Annotated in this window: 15 protein-coding genes and 4 tRNA genes; 6 read left to right on the top strand and 13 right to left on the bottom strand. The window is 42.1% G+C overall.

The annotated features are described in order from the left end of the window. Positions 1 to 375 precede the first annotated feature (375 nt). From ACG9ZB_RS14635 to ACG9ZB_RS14625, 3 genes are read left to right on the top strand one after another with little or no spacing between them, the layout of a single operon-like run. The gene (locus ACG9ZB_RS14635) at positions 376 to 876 is read left to right on the top strand and encodes a YfiR family protein (protein ID WP_419326502.1); all 501 of its coding nucleotides are present in this window, start codon (positions 376 to 378) and stop codon (positions 874 to 876) included. Positions 877 to 880: 4 nt separating this feature from the next. Beyond that, positions 881 to 2,119, top strand: coding sequence for a diguanylate cyclase domain-containing protein (locus ACG9ZB_RS14630; protein ID WP_419326500.1), 1,239 nt, complete (start codon positions 881 to 883; stop codon positions 2,117 to 2,119). Further along, on the top strand, positions 2,113 to 2,589 hold the full coding sequence (locus ACG9ZB_RS14625; RefSeq protein WP_419326498.1) for an OmpA family protein: 477 nt from the start codon (positions 2,113 to 2,115) through the stop codon (positions 2,587 to 2,589). Before ACG9ZB_RS14630 ends, ACG9ZB_RS14625 begins: the two co-directional genes overlap by 7 nt. Before the next feature lie 115 nt (positions 2,590 to 2,704). Here the strand turns inward: ACG9ZB_RS14625 and ACG9ZB_RS14620 are convergent. The 9 genes from ACG9ZB_RS14620 to ACG9ZB_RS14580 all read right to left on the bottom strand — a co-directional run bounded on the left by ACG9ZB_RS14620 (position 2,705) and on the right by ACG9ZB_RS14580 (position 9,847). Further along, positions 2,705 to 2,781, bottom strand: a tRNA-Pro gene (locus ACG9ZB_RS14620). 18 nt (positions 2,782 to 2,799) lie between these two features. Next, positions 2,800 to 2,875, bottom strand: a tRNA-His gene (locus ACG9ZB_RS14615). 35 nt (positions 2,876 to 2,910) lie between these two features. Continuing rightward, positions 2,911 to 2,987: transfer RNA gene (locus tag ACG9ZB_RS14610), tRNA-Arg, on the bottom strand. A gap of 46 nt (positions 2,988 to 3,033) precedes the next feature. After that, a tRNA-Pro gene (locus ACG9ZB_RS14605) sits at positions 3,034 to 3,110 on the bottom strand. Between the two features lie 153 nt (positions 3,111 to 3,263). Then, positions 3,264 to 4,331, bottom strand: coding sequence for a quinolinate synthase NadA (gene nadA, locus ACG9ZB_RS14600; protein ID WP_419326503.1), 1,068 nt, complete (start codon positions 4,329 to 4,331; stop codon positions 3,264 to 3,266). A 145-nt stretch (positions 4,332 to 4,476) separates the two neighbouring features. Continuing rightward, positions 4,477 to 5,697: a bifunctional glutamate N-acetyltransferase/amino-acid acetyltransferase ArgJ gene (gene argJ / locus ACG9ZB_RS14595; protein ID WP_419326496.1), complete on the bottom strand. Its 1,221-nt coding sequence runs from the start codon at positions 5,695 to 5,697 to the stop codon at positions 4,477 to 4,479. 157 nt (positions 5,698 to 5,854) lie between these two features. Continuing rightward, positions 5,855 to 6,202, bottom strand: a complete 348-nt coding sequence (locus ACG9ZB_RS14590; RefSeq protein ID WP_004983653.1) for a hypothetical protein — start codon at positions 6,200 to 6,202, stop codon at positions 5,855 to 5,857. A gap of 192 nt (positions 6,203 to 6,394) precedes the next feature. Next, on the bottom strand, positions 6,395 to 9,118 hold the full coding sequence (secA, locus tag ACG9ZB_RS14585) for a preprotein translocase subunit SecA (protein ID WP_419326494.1): 2,724 nt from the start codon (positions 9,116 to 9,118) through the stop codon (positions 6,395 to 6,397). A 588-nt stretch (positions 9,119 to 9,706) separates the two neighbouring features. Further along, entirely contained in the window at positions 9,707 to 9,847 is a 141-nt protein-coding gene (locus ACG9ZB_RS14580; RefSeq protein WP_419326492.1) for a hypothetical protein, read from the bottom strand. A gap of 345 nt (positions 9,848 to 10,192) precedes the next feature. Between ACG9ZB_RS14580 and ACG9ZB_RS14575 the strand changes: the two genes are divergently transcribed. The 3 genes from ACG9ZB_RS14575 (at position 10,193) to ACG9ZB_RS14565 (ending at position 12,540) form a co-directional block, all read left to right on the top strand. Continuing rightward, a complete protein-coding gene (locus ACG9ZB_RS14575) occupies positions 10,193 to 10,825 on the top strand; it encodes a peroxiredoxin (protein ID WP_419326490.1) in 633 nt (210 codons plus the stop codon). A gap of 318 nt (positions 10,826 to 11,143) precedes the next feature. Then, positions 11,144 to 11,968, top strand: a complete 825-nt coding sequence (locus ACG9ZB_RS14570) for an MBL fold metallo-hydrolase (protein WP_419326488.1) — start codon at positions 11,144 to 11,146, stop codon at positions 11,966 to 11,968. Further along, positions 11,965 to 12,540, top strand: a complete 576-nt coding sequence (locus ACG9ZB_RS14565; protein ID WP_419326487.1) for a dual specificity protein phosphatase family protein — start codon at positions 11,965 to 11,967, stop codon at positions 12,538 to 12,540. The genes ACG9ZB_RS14570 and ACG9ZB_RS14565 overlap by 4 nt, the downstream gene beginning before the upstream one ends. Positions 12,541 to 12,566: 26 nt before the next feature. On the opposite strand, the gene ACG9ZB_RS14560 is transcribed toward ACG9ZB_RS14565, so the two are convergent. The 4 genes from ACG9ZB_RS14560 to trpA are packed head-to-tail and all read right to left on the bottom strand — an operon-like array spanning position 12,567 to position 16,547. Continuing rightward, the gene (locus tag ACG9ZB_RS14560; RefSeq protein ID WP_419326485.1) at positions 12,567 to 13,580 is read right to left on the bottom strand and encodes an SPOR domain-containing protein; all 1,014 of its coding nucleotides are present in this window, start codon (positions 13,578 to 13,580) and stop codon (positions 12,567 to 12,569) included. After that, positions 13,571 to 14,854 (bottom strand): bifunctional tetrahydrofolate synthase/dihydrofolate synthase, encoded by a 1,284-nt coding sequence (gene folC, locus ACG9ZB_RS14555; protein WP_419326484.1) that lies wholly within the window; start codon positions 14,852 to 14,854, stop codon positions 13,571 to 13,573. Before folC ends, ACG9ZB_RS14560 begins: the two co-directional genes overlap by 10 nt. Next, on the bottom strand, positions 14,851 to 15,747 hold the full coding sequence (accD, locus tag ACG9ZB_RS14550) for an acetyl-CoA carboxylase, carboxyltransferase subunit beta (protein ID WP_058870258.1): 897 nt from the start codon (positions 15,745 to 15,747) through the stop codon (positions 14,851 to 14,853). Before accD ends, folC begins: the two co-directional genes overlap by 4 nt. Further along, complete coding sequence (gene trpA / locus ACG9ZB_RS14545) at positions 15,744 to 16,547, bottom strand: tryptophan synthase subunit alpha (RefSeq protein ID WP_004983629.1); 804 nt, start codon at positions 16,545 to 16,547, stop codon at positions 15,744 to 15,746. Before trpA ends, accD begins: the two co-directional genes overlap by 4 nt. Between the last annotated feature and the right edge of the window lie 104 nt (positions 16,548 to 16,651).

Raw genomic sequence — 16,651 nt, 5'->3', positions numbered from 1 at the left:
CACAAGTTGTTCTTCATAATCTCTTAATGATCTTCTTGCTGATTCGTCATCAGCAAGCTAGGTCGGCTATACTACTCTCTTTCAAGAAGAAGTCAACAGGTTTTGTTAATTATTTTTAAACTTATTCAAGACTCTCAGATTCTACCGCTTGGGCTAAATCCTTGTTTTTCAACAAGTTTTAATCAACATCACCGCCGATGGATGTGCATTCTACAGTATTTCTAATCCCTTGCAACACCTTTTTCTATTATTTTATTTCAAGCGCATATTTTTTGGTCAAAAATGTGATTTTTGTCGATTATTAAAGCAATTTTAAACATCACTGTTTATTTTTCGTTAAAATAAGCTCACTTTCGCTGCCAAGCAAAATGAATAATGACAGCTTTTAAATACAAAATTTATTTAACCCTCTTGTCCTGCTTAATGATTTCTCAGGTACAGGCACAACCACAATTAAATCTCCCTGCAACCACATTGACGATTTTGAACTATGTACATTGGAATACTCCCAATCCCATTTCTTTATGCATTTTAAATAACAACCAATTATCCAATCAGTTCATTCAAATGAATCAGCAACTCGAAAGTGCGTATCAAATTCAAGCGGTCAGTTTGTCTGAATTAAATAAGGTTATGTGCAATGCTGTTTTTTTCTCAACTTACACACCGCGTGAAGAGCAAAATATTATAAATAGCTTAAAAGATGCTCCTCTGACGTTCAGCTCCAACAATACCGAATGCGAATTAGGTAGCGCATTTTGCTTATATCAAAACAAAACACGAACTTCCTTTAAGGTAAACTTGGCCAACCTGTCCCAATCCCAAGCGCGTGTAGATCCACGTGTTTTATTATTAGCAAAATCTACGGAGCCTTAAGTCAGTGTTTCGTAAAAGTTCTAATACCTCCCTACAAAAAATTTTTAGTCAGTCTCAATTGCTGATTTTTGCTCTTACTCTTGGAATTTGTAGTTTAATTTTCGTGGTAATTTCCATCTACACCATCAATACCTATGCCAAACAAAGCCTCAATATTTTTAGCGCGACCTTAAGTGAGCAAATTCAACCTGCTGTCATTTTCAATGATCGTATTACACTACAGCAAACACTGAACAATCATATTCAGCAATATCCAATTCGCGCTATTCAAGTCATCAACCTGCAAGGGAAACCGCTGGCCGAAGCATACAAACATACACCTGAGTTTGCATGGATGGAAAATCTGTTTGATAAGGTCTTCTTTAAACACCCTGTGACACGCACCATCAAACATCAAAACAACCAGTACGGGACATTGATTATTTACGGTAGTGCCACTCAGCTCAAGAGCTTTTTCTTTCAGCTCTTGATTTGTCTCTCCGCTGGGATTTTTGTCATCCTATTGATTATGTTGTGGTTGCTACATTCAGCATATCAAAAACTGATGCACTCGATTCAACCCATGGTCAATACTGTTGAAAGCCTTAATCTAGATACTCAATATCAAGCACGTCTTCCATCATCCCCCATTTATGAATTTCGCGTCATCAGTGGTGCATTTAATAATTTATTAGATAAAGTGCAGCGTACCAATGAAAAACTACAAAGCGAAAACTCTCAGTTATCACATCAAGCGTTGCATGATCAGTTAACTGAACTCCCGAATCGTCATTATTTTTACAATATTTTGTTCAATCAATTTAAGCACCCCGAGAAAAACCAGACAGCTCTCTTTTTTATCGACAACAATAACTTTAAAAACATTAATGATGTTTATGGGCACTTAGCAGGTGATGCCGTGCTCAAAGAAATGGCTCAACGCTTAAAAAAGAATGTCAGAAGCCACGATGTGGTAGCACGATTAGGTGGTGATGAGTTTGCAATTCTGCTCCGCAATATCAAACACTATGATCACCTAGAACTGATTTGCGAGCATTTAATCGAATGCAGTAAAGCCCCGTTATCTTTTGATCAACATCAGATTCATTTTAGTTTCAGCATTGGCGTTGCTTTCTCAAAATGTGCAACAACGCCTGAAGATTTGATTGCTGAAGCAGACAATGCCATGTATAAAGCCAAAAACTTAGCTCAAGGGTGGTACATCACACCTTGCGTAAATCCGGATCAGGAATCCTCATGTTAAAACATGTTTGCAAATTTATGCTTATCGCAGGTCTTATCACTGCTTTATCTGGTTGCCTGAGTTTAGGGCATCTCAACTATAAACAAGCACGTATGCTGAAAAAACAAGGCTTCGCCTTGACTGAAGAAGGCTGGACACTGAGACTGCCTGAAAAATTATTGTTTGGTTTTGACCAATCTGATATTCAAGCCGCTCAAAAACCTGCACTCGAAGCACTTTCTAAACAGTTGCAGCAGTATAATTTGAATAAAATTAAAGTGGTTGGACATACAGACAATATTGGTGACCCAAGCTACAATCAAACACTCTCGGAGAAACGCGCATCAACGGTTAGCCAGATTTTTATCGAAACAGGGTTTAAAACTCAAAATATTCACAGCATGGGTCGCGGTGCATCACAACCTCTGGTAGAAAATAGCAGCGAGGAAAATCGAGCGCTGAATCGTCGTGTAAATATTATTATTCCTTAAGCATTTATGTTTTATTTTTAGGCTTCGTCACGAAGGCTTTTTTATGTACTTTACTAAATTTTAGGCATAAAAAAACCGCTTAACGCGGTATCTTTATCTCGACCATTTCAATAAATGGTCGGAGCAGTAGGATTCGAACCTACGACCCCCTGGTCCCAAACCAGGTGCACTACCAGGCTGTGCTATGCTCCGATTTCAACTTTTTAAAGTTGGGGTGAATGACGGGATTCGAACCCGCGACAACTGGAATCACAATCCAGGGCTCTACCAACTGAGCTACATCCACCATAACGTGTCGGTTCTTAATACCAAGCTACCTAATGGCGCGCCTGACAGGATTCGAACCTGTGACCATCCGCTTAGAAGGCGGATGCTCTATCCAACTGAGCTACAGGCGCATGACCAATAATACGAGGTATTATGGATAACCTTGCCTTGAAGAATTGGTCGGAGCAGTAGGATTCGAACCTACGACCCCCTGGTCCCAAACCAGGTGCACTACCAGGCTGTGCTATGCTCCGATTCATCTCAGCTTTTGTATCGAACATCTCGTTCGGTACGGTGTGCATTCTAGGCGTGACGCTTGATAACGTCAACACCTATATTTAAAAAAAATAAAAAAATCACGTCAAATGTATATTAATCAAGCGTTTCAGGCATTTTTTATACAAATTTTAACGTTTTAGCGATGCACTGAAATCTAACATACGATCTAAAGGTAATTTCGCACGCTCAGCAAGTGCAGGATCTACGAATATTTCCTGATCGCCACGCTGTAATACCTCTAAAATACCATCCAGCTCATTCATTGCCATCCACGGACAATGTGCACAAGAACGACAGGTTGCACCCTCTCCGGCTGTTGGTGCTTCAACCAAAATTTTGTTGGGCACCGCTTGTTGCATTTTGTAGAAAATACCCCGATCGGTTGCCACAATCAGTCGCTCATTGGGTAAGGTTTGCGCAGCTTTAATCAGCTGTGAAGTACTTCCAACAGCATCAGCAACATCCACCACTGACTCAGGTGACTCAGGATGTACCAGCACCGCAGCTTCAGGATACAGCGCCTTCATTTGCGCGATGCCACGTGCACGGAATTCTTCATGCACAATACATGCGCCATCCCAAAGTAACATGTCAGCGCCTGTTTTCTTTTGAATATAACGGCCTAAATGCTGATCAGGTGCCCAAATAATCTTTTCACCCAAACTATCTAAATGCTCAATAATTTCGACCGCGCAACTTGAGGTCACCACCCAATCAGCACGGGCTTTAACCGCTGCTGAAGTATTGGCATAGACCACTACTGTATGGTCTGGATAGGCATCACAAAACTGACTAAATTCTTCAACAGGGCAACCCAAATCTAAAGAACATGTAGCCTCTAAAGTGGGCATCAGAATGGTTTTATTCGGTGATAAAATTTTTGAGGTTTCCCCCATAAATTTAACACCCGCCACCACCAAGGTCGATGCTGGATGATCACGACCAAAACGGGCCATTTCCAATGAATCAGAAACACAGCCACCACTTAACTCGGCCAATTCCTGCACTTCAGGATCGCAATAGTAGTGCGCTACCAATACTGCATCACGCCTTTTCAACTCGGCTAAAATTAAAGCAAATTTTTCTTGCTTCACTTCTTCACTGAGCTTGGAGTCTTTGGTTTCACCCAAACGATCCAAATGCGCCTGTACAATTGATTTTGCGTCATTGGCAATTAAATTGGTCGCATTGTTCATCATTCATTCATCCCTTCATGCTTGTCGGCAAGCAAGTCCCGCACTTAATTTATTGGTCAAATGGCTTCTTGGCTTTTGACCAATCATTCAAAAGTTCTTATAGTAAAAAAGCCTCCAAAGGAGGCTTTTTTTAAACTCGTTAAGATTAAGAGCGATAATCCGCATTAATCTTTACATAGTCATAAGATAAGTCACAGGTATACACTGTGTCTTTCGCTGCCCCGCGTCCTAGATCTACACGAATGGTCATTTCAGCTTGTGACATTACGCGAGCACCTTCCGCTTCCGTGTAATCGGCAGCCGCACCACCATCCTTACAGATTTGCACATCATCTAACCAAACTTGAATTTTTTCAACATCTAAATTCTTAACCCCAGCATAACCAATCGCAGCCAAGATACGTCCCCAGTTCGGATCTGACGCAAAAATCGCAGTTTTAACCAAAGGTGAATGTGCAATACTATAAGCAATATCACAGCATTCTTGCGTGTCATACCCACCTTCAACAGCAACCGTAATAAACTTAGTTGCACCTTCACCATCACGTACAATCAGTTGTGCAAGACGTTTCATCATACGCGTGAGTACATCTAGCACTACGGTATAGCGTGCATCTTGGGTTGAGCTAATTTCAACACCACCCGCTTGACCCGTAGCCGCAAAGATACAGGAGTCATTGGTTGAAGTATCACCATCAATGGTAATTCGGTTGAACGAAACATTAACCGTTTCGCTCAATAGTTGCTGAACCAACTCACGGCTAATAGGTGCATCGGTTGCTACATAGCCCAACATCGTTGCCATGTTGGGACGAATCATGCCTGCACCCTTAGAAATACCCGTCATGGTATACGTGATGCCATCCAATTCGAATTGCTCAGATGCGCCTTTCGGTGTGGTGTCTGTGGTCATAATCCCAGTAGCAGCATCACCCCAAGCATCAGCACGCAAACTATTTAATGCAGGCTGTAAACCATTTAACAAACGCTCCAACGGCAATTGTTCACCAATCACCCCTGTTGAAAACGGTAACACTTCCGTTGCTTGTACACCAGCAAGCTCAGCCAATTTTGCACAAGTACGCTCAGCATTCAGCATGCCTGTCTTGCCTGTACCTGCATTGGCATTGCCAGTGTTAATAATGAGGTAGCGCGGATTCGCCACTTGTAAGTGCGCTTTAGACACATGCACGGGCGCTGCACAGAACGCATTTTGAGTGAAAACACCCGCAACATTCGTTCCTTCAGCAAATTCGAAAATGACAAGATCACGTCGGTTCTGATAGCGCACATAAGCTTCAGCCGTTCCGATTCTTACCCCTTTCACCACGTGCATTTGTGGCATTGATACGTCACCTACTGGCATTTTAAACGTCCAATTCATTTGTTAGAAAAAACACAGCTTATTAGAATTTTCAGAAAAAATCGAGCAGAAGACTTTGTTTGCTTTAACTTTTCAATGCACACTCATTTTTGACATAAAAAAACCAATCCGAAGATTGGTTTTATGCAACAGCATTTGATTAATTTGAAGCAAGCTGTGCTGAGCTAGACAAAAGCGCTTGTTTAGCATTTTCTTGGCTTACAGGAGAAAGCGCTGGGTTTGAAGCCACAATGCGGTTCACCGTTGCTGCATTTACAGGAGCAATAGCAGCCGTTTGCAGAACCACTGGGCGTTGATTTGGATTGGCAAAGGTATAGCGAATACCTGTACGCGGACTTTGTACCGTAATATTGCCATTGGCTTGTGCCGCAGGTGCTGTGGTTGCACCGCGAGCTTGTTGAACTTTAGCTGCGGTAGTGGTATCTGCAAATGCAAAAGTTGGAAGCGCTAAAGCTACAATCATGATTGGTTTTAATACTTTTTTCATTGTCTTTCCACTTTAGAGGTTTAGATGATGAGCAACTAAATAGCATTTAATGCCTAACACTGCAAATGCTATTCACATTATGCAACGCTTTAACTGTAATCAGAATCTTATTTGGACTGATCTTAACGTCAATTTTTTAGTCATATCAATAAAAAGCAGAACCGAAGTTCTGCTTTTTCACTCGCTCACAGTTTAGATTTTACCGTGGCACTGTTTATATTTTAGACCTGAACCACATGGGCAAGGCGCGTTACGACTCGCAGGTGCCGCAAACTCTTCGACTGGCTCGTACTGTGCATCTACTTCTGCGAATTGGCTTTGATCATCGGTCAACAAACCATCAAAGTCGGCATGCGACAAGTTCAATTGCATCGCTTCAGCTTGAGCTTGCTTTTGAGCTTCCATTTCAGCCAGCTCTTCAGCCGTTGGTACATGTACGCGAGATAAATCGGTCACAACATCCGATTTAATAATCGCCAACATATTTACAAATAAGTTATATGCTTCTTTTTTGTATTCTTGCTCAGGATTTTTCTGCGCATAGCCACGCAAGTGAATACCTTGACGTAAATAATCCATCGCTGCCAAGTGATCTTTCCAGTGACGATCCAGCGAGTTCAACATGAAGTGACGCTCTAGCATAACTGCTGTTTCATCGCCCATTTGCTCACGGCGGCTACGGTAGCGCTGTACCACTTCATCAGTAATACGCTCAACCAAAGATTCTTCATCTAAACGACGGTCATCTTCCAACCATTGGTTGATTGGCAAATCAATCGCGAGGTCTTCACGTAACGCTTTTTCAAGCCCATCAATATCCCATTGATCATGAATTGACTCAGGTGGGATATAGTTAGAAATCACACCTTTAATCACATCACGTTGCATTTCTTCGATATAATCTTGCAATGTGCTTTCGGCCAAAACTTCATCACGTTGCGAGTAAATAATTTTACGCTGTTCGTTGTTGACGTCATCGTATTTCAATAAGTTCTTACGAATATCGAAGTTACGTGCTTCAACTTTACGCTGCGCATTTTCAATCGAACGTGACACCATTTTATGCTCAATGGCTTCGTCTTCTTGTAAGCCCATCGCACGCATCATGCCCACAACACGATCACCCGCAAAGATACGCATTAAGTCATCTTCAAGTGACAAGTAGAAACGTGATACACCTGGGTCACCCTGACGACCTGCACGACCACGAAGCTGGTTATCAATACGACGTGATTCGTGACGCTCAGAACCAATGATGTGTAAGCCACCCGAACTCAATACCATTTCATGGTTTTGTTCCCATTCGGCTTTTAAGCGCGCTTCATCTTCAGGGGTTGGGTTTTCAATTTTTGCCAGTAAAGCTTTCCAGTTACCACCGAGCAGAATGTCTGTACCACGACCTGCCATGTTGGTTGCAATGGTTACTGCTCGCGGTGCACCCGCTTGCGCAATGATATCCGCTTCACGTTCGTGTTGTTTTGCGTTCAACACTTCATGCTGAATGCCTGCTTCTTTCAATTTATCCGACAGAATCTCAGACGCTTCAATCGTTGCAGTACCAATCAAAATTGGGGCTACACCAGACTCATGCACGCGTTGAATTTCTTGAATAATCGCGTTGTATTTACCATTACGATTTAAATAGATTAAATCGTTTTGGTCGAGACGAATCATTGGACGATGCGTCGGAATAATGACGACATCTAGACCATAAATTTCTTTCATTTCCGCAGCTTCAGTATCGGCAGTACCGGTCATACCCGAAAGCTTTTTGTATAGACGGAAATAGTTTTGGAAGGTTGTGGTTGCAAGCGTTTGGTTTTCAGGCTGGATTTCTAAGCCTTCTTTTGCTTCAACTGCTTGGTGTAAACCTTCTGACCAGCGACGACCTGGCATGGTACGTCCTGTGTTTTCATCGACAATAATTACTTCACCATCATTGATGATGTAATGCACATTGCGTTGATACAAGTAATGCGCACGAATGGCGGCAGTAACATGATGAACTAGATTTAGGTTGGTCGATGAATACAGGCTTTCACCTTCAGCCAACAAGCCCATTTCAATCAGTTCATTTTCAACCGTTTCAAAACCAATTTCTGTCATTTCAACAGAACGTTGTTTTTCATCAATCCAGAAATGACCGCCATCCGCGACTTTTTCTTCTTTCTGCGCATGCAGTTTGGGTGGGATGCTGTTGATTGCAGCATACAGCTGTGAAGAGTCATCACTTTGACCTGAAATAATCAAAGGCGTACGCGCTTCATCAATTAAGATCGAATCGACTTCATCAATGATGGCATAGATCAAACCACGTTGTTTTTTCTCAGCAAGCGAGAACACCATGTTGTCACGTAGATAGTCAAAGCCAAATTCGTTGTTGGTACCGTAGGTAATATCAGCACGATAGGCTTCAGCTTTCTCTGTTGGATCTTGCATGGAATAGATAATACCAATGCTTAAACCCAAGAATTCAAAGAGCGGACGGTTTAATTCAGCATCACGCTGTGCCAAGTAGTCATTCACGGTAATGACGTGAACACCTTGTGCACTAATCGCGTTTAAATAACACGCCAAGGTACCCATCAGGGTTTTACCTTCACCTGTACGCATCTCTGCAATTTTACCTTCGTGTAAGGTAATACCACCGATCAACTGTACATCATAATGACGCATGCCCATGACACGCTTAGCTGCTTCACGGCAGACGGCAAATGCTTCCGGGAGTAATTTATCGAGGCTTTCGCCCTTGTTATAACGTTGTTTAAATTCTTCAGTTTTTGCAGATAAGTCTGCATCGCCAAGAGCGGATATCGTCGGCTCGAGCGCATTAATCTTGTCTACGATTTTACGCATGCGTTTGAGTTCGCGCTCATTTTTGGTACCGAAGATTCCTCCGATCAGACTTGCCAACATGAATAGACTCTCTAAATCTTGCTTGTCAAATGAATATGTTTTCTTAGTCGTTATTATGGTGCTAGAAATTTGAAGTACAAGGGCTTTACACAAAACCATTTAAAAAATCTATTCATTGTTTCTAGCCCGTCGAATCTAAGGCAAACTAATGTAACAAATTTTAAACAGCCGATATAGAGATTTCATCCGAACTCATCAGGATTCAAGGTCTTTTTTAAAGTAGTGACTTTAATTGTTTGCAGTTATTCAAGGTTTTGCTTTCAAGTTCTTGATTTTGCCGCAGCGAGGCTTTCACCCCATTATTGGACTGACTTGGATTTATGCTGTGTAGGAAACTCAAGAGTTGTTCATCATTGACTCGCATTGCGGTAAGAATCGGAACAAGCTGTACACAAGCAACTTGATAAATATTATTCGCATTCTGACCTCGAGCTAACTCCTGTTCGAGAGCCTGAGACAGCGCCACTTTCCGCTGTGTAAGGCTTTTTTGAGACGCTATAGCTAAATTCTAAAAACACTAGCCTATGGAAACATCTGTAAAACCTCATTTCCTATGGTTTTAAGTGTGATAATAAATTAAGTATTCAGCTATAGATATTGATCTGTAATTTGTTGTGGCGTTTGATGAGCAGTACTGACTTGGGCTTGTTTCAATTGCCCACCATTCTGCGCATGAGTTACTTCCAGTCCCCATAACAGCAATGTCAGAGCTATACTTATTTTTTGCATTATTCGAATACTCAAGTTTGTTATATTTTTAGAATTACTTTAAAAAACAAATATAAATCAATCATGAAAATAATTATAGCCGATCGTATGTTCGATCAATTCTATAGAGCGATACACTTCACAAAAGCAGAAAAAATCTCGTCTAAACACCGTTACCAAATATGCAAATAAGCGGTGTCTAGAGCAACAATGAAGGTCATCTTTGGCATACCAAATACAGAACACTTATCCGACCAATTATGAGTATTTTGTATAAACAAATAATAAAACACTATTTTTCATGCAAAAGAAATTGCGCCATAGTGATGTTCATTCCATAGACATAAAGATAATTTGAGGTTCAACATGAGTTTACGTTTAGGCGACATCGCACCCAACTTTCAACAGGCTTCGAGCGAAGGCGAAATTGATTTTTATCAATTTTTAAGTGACAGCTGGGGGGTACTGTTTTCACATCCTGCTGACTACACGCCAGTATGTACCACCGAGCTTGGCTTTACCGCAAAACTCAAAGATGAATTTGAAAAACGTGGAGTAAAAGCCATTGCCCTCTCAATCGATGATGTCGAATCGCATTATGGTTGGATCAAAGACATCAATGCAACCCAAAATACCACGGTGAATTTCCCGATCATTGCCGACCAAGACCGTAAAGTGTCTGAGTTATATGGTTTTATCCATCCCAATGCCAGTGAAACATTAACGGTTCGCTCTTTAGTGATTATAGACCCAAACAAAAAAGTCCGTTTGATTATCACTTATCCCGCATCAACAGGTCGTAATTTCCATGAAATCTTACGCGTGATTGACTCACTGCAACTGACTGATCGCCACAAAGTTGCAACTCCTGCGAACTGGCAACAAGGTGAAGATGTGGTGATTGTGCCATCACTCAAAGATGAAGCTGAAATCGCACAGCGCTTTCCGAAAGGTTATAAAGCAGTCACCCCGTATTTACGCCTGACTCCACAGCCTTAGCAAGGATAAAATATTCTGCTGTTGCAGCAGACAACTGAAGCCCGAAGTTTTAACCGAGCAGCCCCATTGAAAACAAAAATGGGGCACTGAACTCCAAGTAATCCAGAGAGGAACCTAAACAATAAAAATACGTTCAGAGTTACCTTATATGATCGTTTCAAACTCTAATGACGAGCCGAGTTTGAGCTTTTGAAAGCCTGTCAATCGACAGGCTTTTTTCCGCTTAATGCAGGCAAACATGACTCTTTAACAAAATCAAACTGTTAAAACTCAAATCTTCCGCTATAACAGTCAAAACAATACGATAAAAATGACTTTATGATCTATAACATTCACCATTTACATTGTGGCACCATGTGTCCAGTGTGTGCCCCACTCTTTGGTCAAAAAGGTTTTCAAGCTAAGGTGGTATGCCATTGTCTTTTGGTTGAAACAGATCAAGGGCTGGTGTTGATTGATACAGGCTTAGGCATACAGGACTATCTATACACCAAGCAGCGTTTGGGGCAGTTGGTGGCTCGAATTGGAAAAATTGAACAAAACTTAGAATTAACCGCTATTGCACAAGTCCAAAAACTTGGCTTTAGCCCAAAGGATGTCAAACACATTTTGGTTTCACATCTGGATTTTGATCATGCGGGTGGTATTTCTGACTTTCCCAATGCAACCGTACATATTCTGTCTAACGAATATAATGCTGCACAAAACCTGAAATCATTTAAAAATAAAGCCCGTTATAAAACACAACAATTTCAGCAGCATCGCCATTGGCACTTTATTGAGCCGATTCACGGTGACGCATGGTTTAATTTGACTCAAGTGCAAGGGTTTGACTTATTTCATAATGAGATTCTTTTGATTCCACTGTTTGGGCATACTGAAGGTCACTGTGGCATTGCCATTAAAACCCAACAAGGTTGGAAACTCTTCTGCGGGGATGCTTACTACTCCCACCTAGAACTTAACCCCCAAAACAGACTTCGCAGCTTAAATGCCTTGGAAGTATTTTTTGCTGAAGATAATGCACAGCGTTTAAGCAACCTGCATAAAATTCAACAATTGGCACAGTCGGAACCACGTATCGAAATCTTTTGTGCGCATGATCCGGTTGAACTTTCACACCATCAGAGCCTGATCCTATGACCAAATATCTTGTTATACTTTCTCTGTGTATCAGTGTTTCTGGCTGTATGACTACGCCTGCACTGCCAGATCCAGAGCGTCCAAGACACTGGGGACAGTCGATGCAGCCTGAGCATAATTTCTATCAAATCAGTGAAACTGTTTTTCGTAGTGAGCAACCCGATCAGAATTTAGTTCCGAGTTTAAAAGCACAAGAAATTGATGTAATTATTAACTTACGCTCACGCAATCAAGATCTGAAAAAACTGTCTAACCAAGGGTTTGAACTGGTACATATCCCGATTCATACATGGGCGATTGACCGAGAAGATTTGTTAAAGGTGATGCAACAAATCCAACTTGCAGAGCAAAACCAACAAAAAGTTTTATTGCATTGCTACCATGGCTCAGACCGTACTGGTGCCAGTGTGGCCATGTATCGCATTATTTTCCAAAACTGGTCTACCGCTGATGCCTTGGCTGAGATGAAACATGGTGGTTATGGTTTTCATCCAATTTGGCAAAATATTGAGCCTTTATTTAGTCCCGAAAATATAAAATGGATTCAACAGCAGTTGTTAAATCCATCTTAGTGAAGGCAATTGGGTTAAACCCGATCTTAACGTTTATCGAGTGGTACCCAGTCAATTACCCATGCCGACTTCATACCAAGGCTTGCATCTGAGGTAATCTTCTTGCGAGCTGCATCGGCAGTATCACGGTCTTTAGATGGTCCCACCATAATCCGCACGCCTTTAGAGGTTGGACTTTTAGTGACCTTATAACCCTTGGCACGAAGCTTGGCAGCCAATGCATCTGCATTGGCTTCATTTGCAGCCAATGCCACCTGTACCATCCATTGCTTATCGCCATGTTCAAGCAAATCACGTGCTTTATCTGCTTCCGCCTTTTTCTTAGCTTCATCAGCTTTACGCTTTTCATCTGCCTTACGTTTGTCTTCCGCTTTTTTCTCAGCATCTGCTTTACGTTCAGCTTCTTTTTTCGCTTCAGCCTTACGCTCGTCTTCTGCTTTACGTTTAGCCTCGGCTTCTCGCTTAGCTTTATCTTCAAGTGCTTGCTTTTCTGCTAAGGCTTTTTGCTCAGCCAGTTTTTTTGCAGCCGCTGCTTTTTCAGCTTCAGTACGCGCTTGCAGCTTTTGCTGTTCCAACTTATTTACTTCAGCGGCTTTATCCGCAACAATTCGCTGTTGCTTGGCTTTTTCATCTTCAACCAATTCTGGTGGAATGTTGTCCGAGCTTTGCTGTGCAGCATTACGGTGCGCATTCAACGCGGCATATTCCTCCGCTGCTTTACGCGCAGCATCTGCTTCGGCTTGCTGTTGCATTGCTAAAAATTCGGCCGCACGAGCTTCTTGTTCAGCAACCGATTTTTCACGTGCTACACGTTGTTGTTCCAGTAAACGCTTTTCTGTTTCGACATCAACCGTTAACGGCTGAAGTTGAACCAACTCACCTTCGGCATTGCGTTGCACATTTTGTGTGACTAGCTCTGGTGTTTTAATATTATTTTGATGTATTTCTTCTTTGCCTTTAAGCAGTAATGCCGCCAAAAGGACACCACCACCTAATAAAACAACGCCACCCATCCAACGTTGTTTGCTATTCATTGACATTCTTCCAAATACTCCCATACCGCTTCTAAGGTATGAAATGAACCACATACCAAAATCAGCTGATTATTCTTTGTTTCGTCGAGCGCTGATTTAAAAGCCAATTTCACACTGTCAAAGTGCTGCACATGTTGCCCTTGCAGCGCTTGATCCAATTGTTCAATTGGAGCTGCACGCGGAACAGTTAATGTCGCAATTTTCCACATTTGTATGGTGTCTTTCAATAACTCTGTGACAGATTTCACATCTTTATCTGCCAACATTGAGAAAACACTGACTACTTCAGTGTACTGTTTATTGTATTTTAGGAAATTTCGCAATTGATTTAATAAAAAAGCAACACCGTGCGGGTTATGCCCTGCATCAAAAATTACGGTTTTGTTCTGTATTTGGCGAATTTCAAAACGACCTTGCAATTTTGCGTTTTGAATTCCTTCAGAAATAGCCGCTTGAGTGACCGTTAAACCACTCAATAAAACAGCAGCAACAGTTGTTGAAATATTTTCAACCGCCAATGTGCCGAGAGGTAAATTTAAAGTGGTGCCGCTAGATGCAAACATCCACGACTGACCATGCTCACTGCGTTGATAAAAATAGTCACGATTCACTGCATAAAGTTTTGCAGCACAAGCATCCACTTTATCGATAATCGCTTGAGGGATTTGTTGTAAGCCACCAAACACCACAGGAATATTAGGACGGATGATACCTGCCTTTTCAAAGGCAATCTTTTCAATAGTATCGCCCAGCCAGTCAGTATGGTCTAAACCAATATTGGTGATCACCGCAACATCGGGTTCAATCACATTGACCACATCTAAACGACCACCTAGACCTACTTCAAGCACCCAAACATCACATGCTTGGTCTTTAAAAATGACAAAAGCCGCGAGTGTGGTCGCCTCAAAGAACGAGAGGCTTAAATCACAATCACGGCGCGCTTGATCCACTTGTACAAAAGCATCGACCAAACGTTGGTTATCGACCTCTACACCACGCAATTTAACCCGCTCATTAAAACGGTAAATATGTGGTGACTGATACAATCCCACCTTATAGCCTTGCGCATTTAAAATGGCAGCCAGTGTGGTGGTGGTCGAACCTTTTCCATTGGTTCCCGCTACAGTTAAAACTTTGGCATCGGGACGCGTTACACCGAGCTTTTCAGCTACAGGAATGACCCGTTCCAATCCTAAATCAATCCCCGTAACGTGAACATGGCCCCAATAATCGAGCCATGTTTCTAAAGAGTCTGTTGCAAGTGGTGCTGTGTTCAAGACAAATTCATCAGTTTCGCGACAATACGATAAACTGTATCACGTAATGCGTGACGGTGAACAATTTGATCGATTACACCATGATCAAGCAAGTATTCCGCACGCTGGAACGGTTCTTCTAGCTTTTCACGCACAGTTTGTTCAATGACACGTTTACCAGCAAAACCAATCATCGCTTTCGGCTCTGCAATATGTACATCACCGAGCATCGCTAAAGATGCCGTTACACCACCGTAAACAGGATGCGTCAACACCACCAAATATGGCAGACCCGCATCTTTCATTTTTTGAATGGCCGCTGAAGTACGCGCCATTTGCATCAAAGACAACATACCTTCTTGCATACGCGCACCGCCTGAAGCAGCAAAGCAAATCAGAGGTTGTTTGTCCGCAATGGCTTTTTCAGCCGCTTGCACAAAACGGTCACCAACAACCGTACCCATTGACCCCCCCATGAAGTCGAATTCAAAGGCACAGGCAATCAAAGGAATACCTTTGAGTAAACCTTGCATCACCACCAAGGCTTCAGTTTCACCTGTTTTGGTCTGTGCTTCAGTCATACGCGCTGGATATGGCTTTGAGTCGACAAATTTCAACGGATCTTTGGCTTTAAATTCTTGTCCCAACTCTGTTTGCACTTGGTCAAAGAACCAATTCAAACGATCACGGGCTTTCATACGCAAATGTTCATCACACTGAGGGCAAACATACGCGTTAAATGACATTGCAGTACGTGTAACAAGTGCATGGCACTCAGGGCATTCAATCGTTGGTTCTGTAAACGTCGCCTTGAGTGAGGTTTGCTCATCAGGTACTTGAATACCGGGTACACCACGTTCAGTCCATGGCGTCGATGGGCTTAGGATTTTCCCTGATTTAACATCTTGACTCATACTAACTCATCGAGCGCTGCTCGAAGCTCCTTGACTTTATTAACCGTTTCAACCACGGCTTGTTCTGGTGCTAAGCTTGCAAATTGCTTAACAAAAGCACTACCAACAATCACAGCATCAGCCACTCCGCCCATTGCTTTGGCAGATGTCGCATCACTGATCCCAAAACCAACACCGACAGGAATATCTGTTTCTGCTTTAATTTTCGCAATTCGGTTTGCAGCTTCAGCAACGTCTAAAGTTGCTGCACCTGTGACCCCTTTTAAAGACACGTAATAGATGAAACCACTCGCCTGTTTCACCACATGTTTAATGCGTTCGTCTGTTGACGTTGGCGCTAGTAAAAAGATTTGATCCATATCAAATTGCTTCAATACAACATCAAGCTCTGCTGCTTCTTCTGGTGGTAAGTCCACTAGAAGAATGCCATCGACACCACATGCATGCGCAGTCGATACAAACTTTTCATAACCAATGACTTCAACTGGATTCAGATAACCCATCAATACCACTGGGGTCTCTTGATCCTTTTGACGGAACTCTTTGACCATATTCAAAGCATCTAAGGTATTGGTGCCACCTGCCAATGCGCGTTCTGCTGCAAGGGCAATCACAGGACCATCTGCCATAGGGTCTGAAAATGGAAGACCGAGTTCAATCACATCTACACCCGCCTCGACCATCTGATGTAACAAAGGAACTGTTACCTGTGGATGAGGGTCACCAGCCATAACATAAGAAACCAAAGCTTTACGCTGTTGAGATTTAAGCTGTCCAAAACGAGTGGCTAAACGTGACATAGGGTTGTGCTTTCCTTAACTTGTTTAAAATTAAAACTACTGAGGAGTTGGCTTTGTAAAAATACAAGACGCTGCATTGTAACGCTATTTTTTACTCATTGAAT

It is taken from the genome of Acinetobacter johnsonii (genome assembly GCF_048551975.1).
GTDB classification, from domain to species: domain Bacteria; phylum Pseudomonadota; class Gammaproteobacteria; order Pseudomonadales; family Moraxellaceae; genus Acinetobacter; species Acinetobacter johnsonii_A.
The sequence above is the reverse complement of the archived record's forward strand: the minus strand, read 5'-3'. Positions and strand labels throughout refer to the sequence as shown.

Coding starts and splice junctions, on each gene's coding strand:
- ACG9ZB_RS14590 (WP_004983653.1), bottom strand. CDS start 6,202: ATGAAAAAAGTATTAAAACCAATCATGATTGTAGCTTTAGCGCTTCCA.
- ACG9ZB_RS14625 (WP_419326498.1), top strand. CDS start 2,113: ATGTTAAAACATGTTTGCAAATTTATGCTTATCGCAGGTCTTATCACT.
- ACG9ZB_RS14560 (WP_419326485.1), bottom strand. CDS start 13,580: ATGTCAATGAATAGCAAACAACGTTGGATGGGTGGCGTTGTTTTATTA.
- ACG9ZB_RS14565 (WP_419326487.1), top strand. CDS start 11,965: ATGACCAAATATCTTGTTATACTTTCTCTGTGTATCAGTGTTTCTGGC.
- ACG9ZB_RS14570 (WP_419326488.1), top strand. CDS start 11,144: ATGATCTATAACATTCACCATTTACATTGTGGCACCATGTGTCCAGTG.
- accD (WP_058870258.1), bottom strand. CDS start 15,747: ATGAGTCAAGATGTTAAATCAGGGAAAATCCTAAGCCCATCGACGCCA.
- ACG9ZB_RS14580 (WP_419326492.1), bottom strand. CDS start 9,847: ATGCAAAAAATAAGTATAGCTCTGACATTGCTGTTATGGGGACTGGAA.
- ACG9ZB_RS14575 (WP_419326490.1), top strand. CDS start 10,193: ATGAGTTTACGTTTAGGCGACATCGCACCCAACTTTCAACAGGCTTCG.
- trpA (WP_004983629.1), bottom strand. CDS start 16,547: ATGTCACGTTTAGCCACTCGTTTTGGACAGCTTAAATCTCAACAGCGT.
- ACG9ZB_RS14635 (WP_419326502.1), top strand. CDS start 376: ATGACAGCTTTTAAATACAAAATTTATTTAACCCTCTTGTCCTGCTTA.
- secA (WP_419326494.1), bottom strand. CDS start 9,118: ATGTTGGCAAGTCTGATCGGAGGAATCTTCGGTACCAAAAATGAGCGC.
- argJ (WP_419326496.1), bottom strand. CDS start 5,697: ATGCCAGTAGGTGACGTATCAATGCCACAAATGCACGTGGTGAAAGGG.
- nadA (WP_419326503.1), bottom strand. CDS start 4,331: ATGAACAATGCGACCAATTTAATTGCCAATGACGCAAAATCAATTGTA.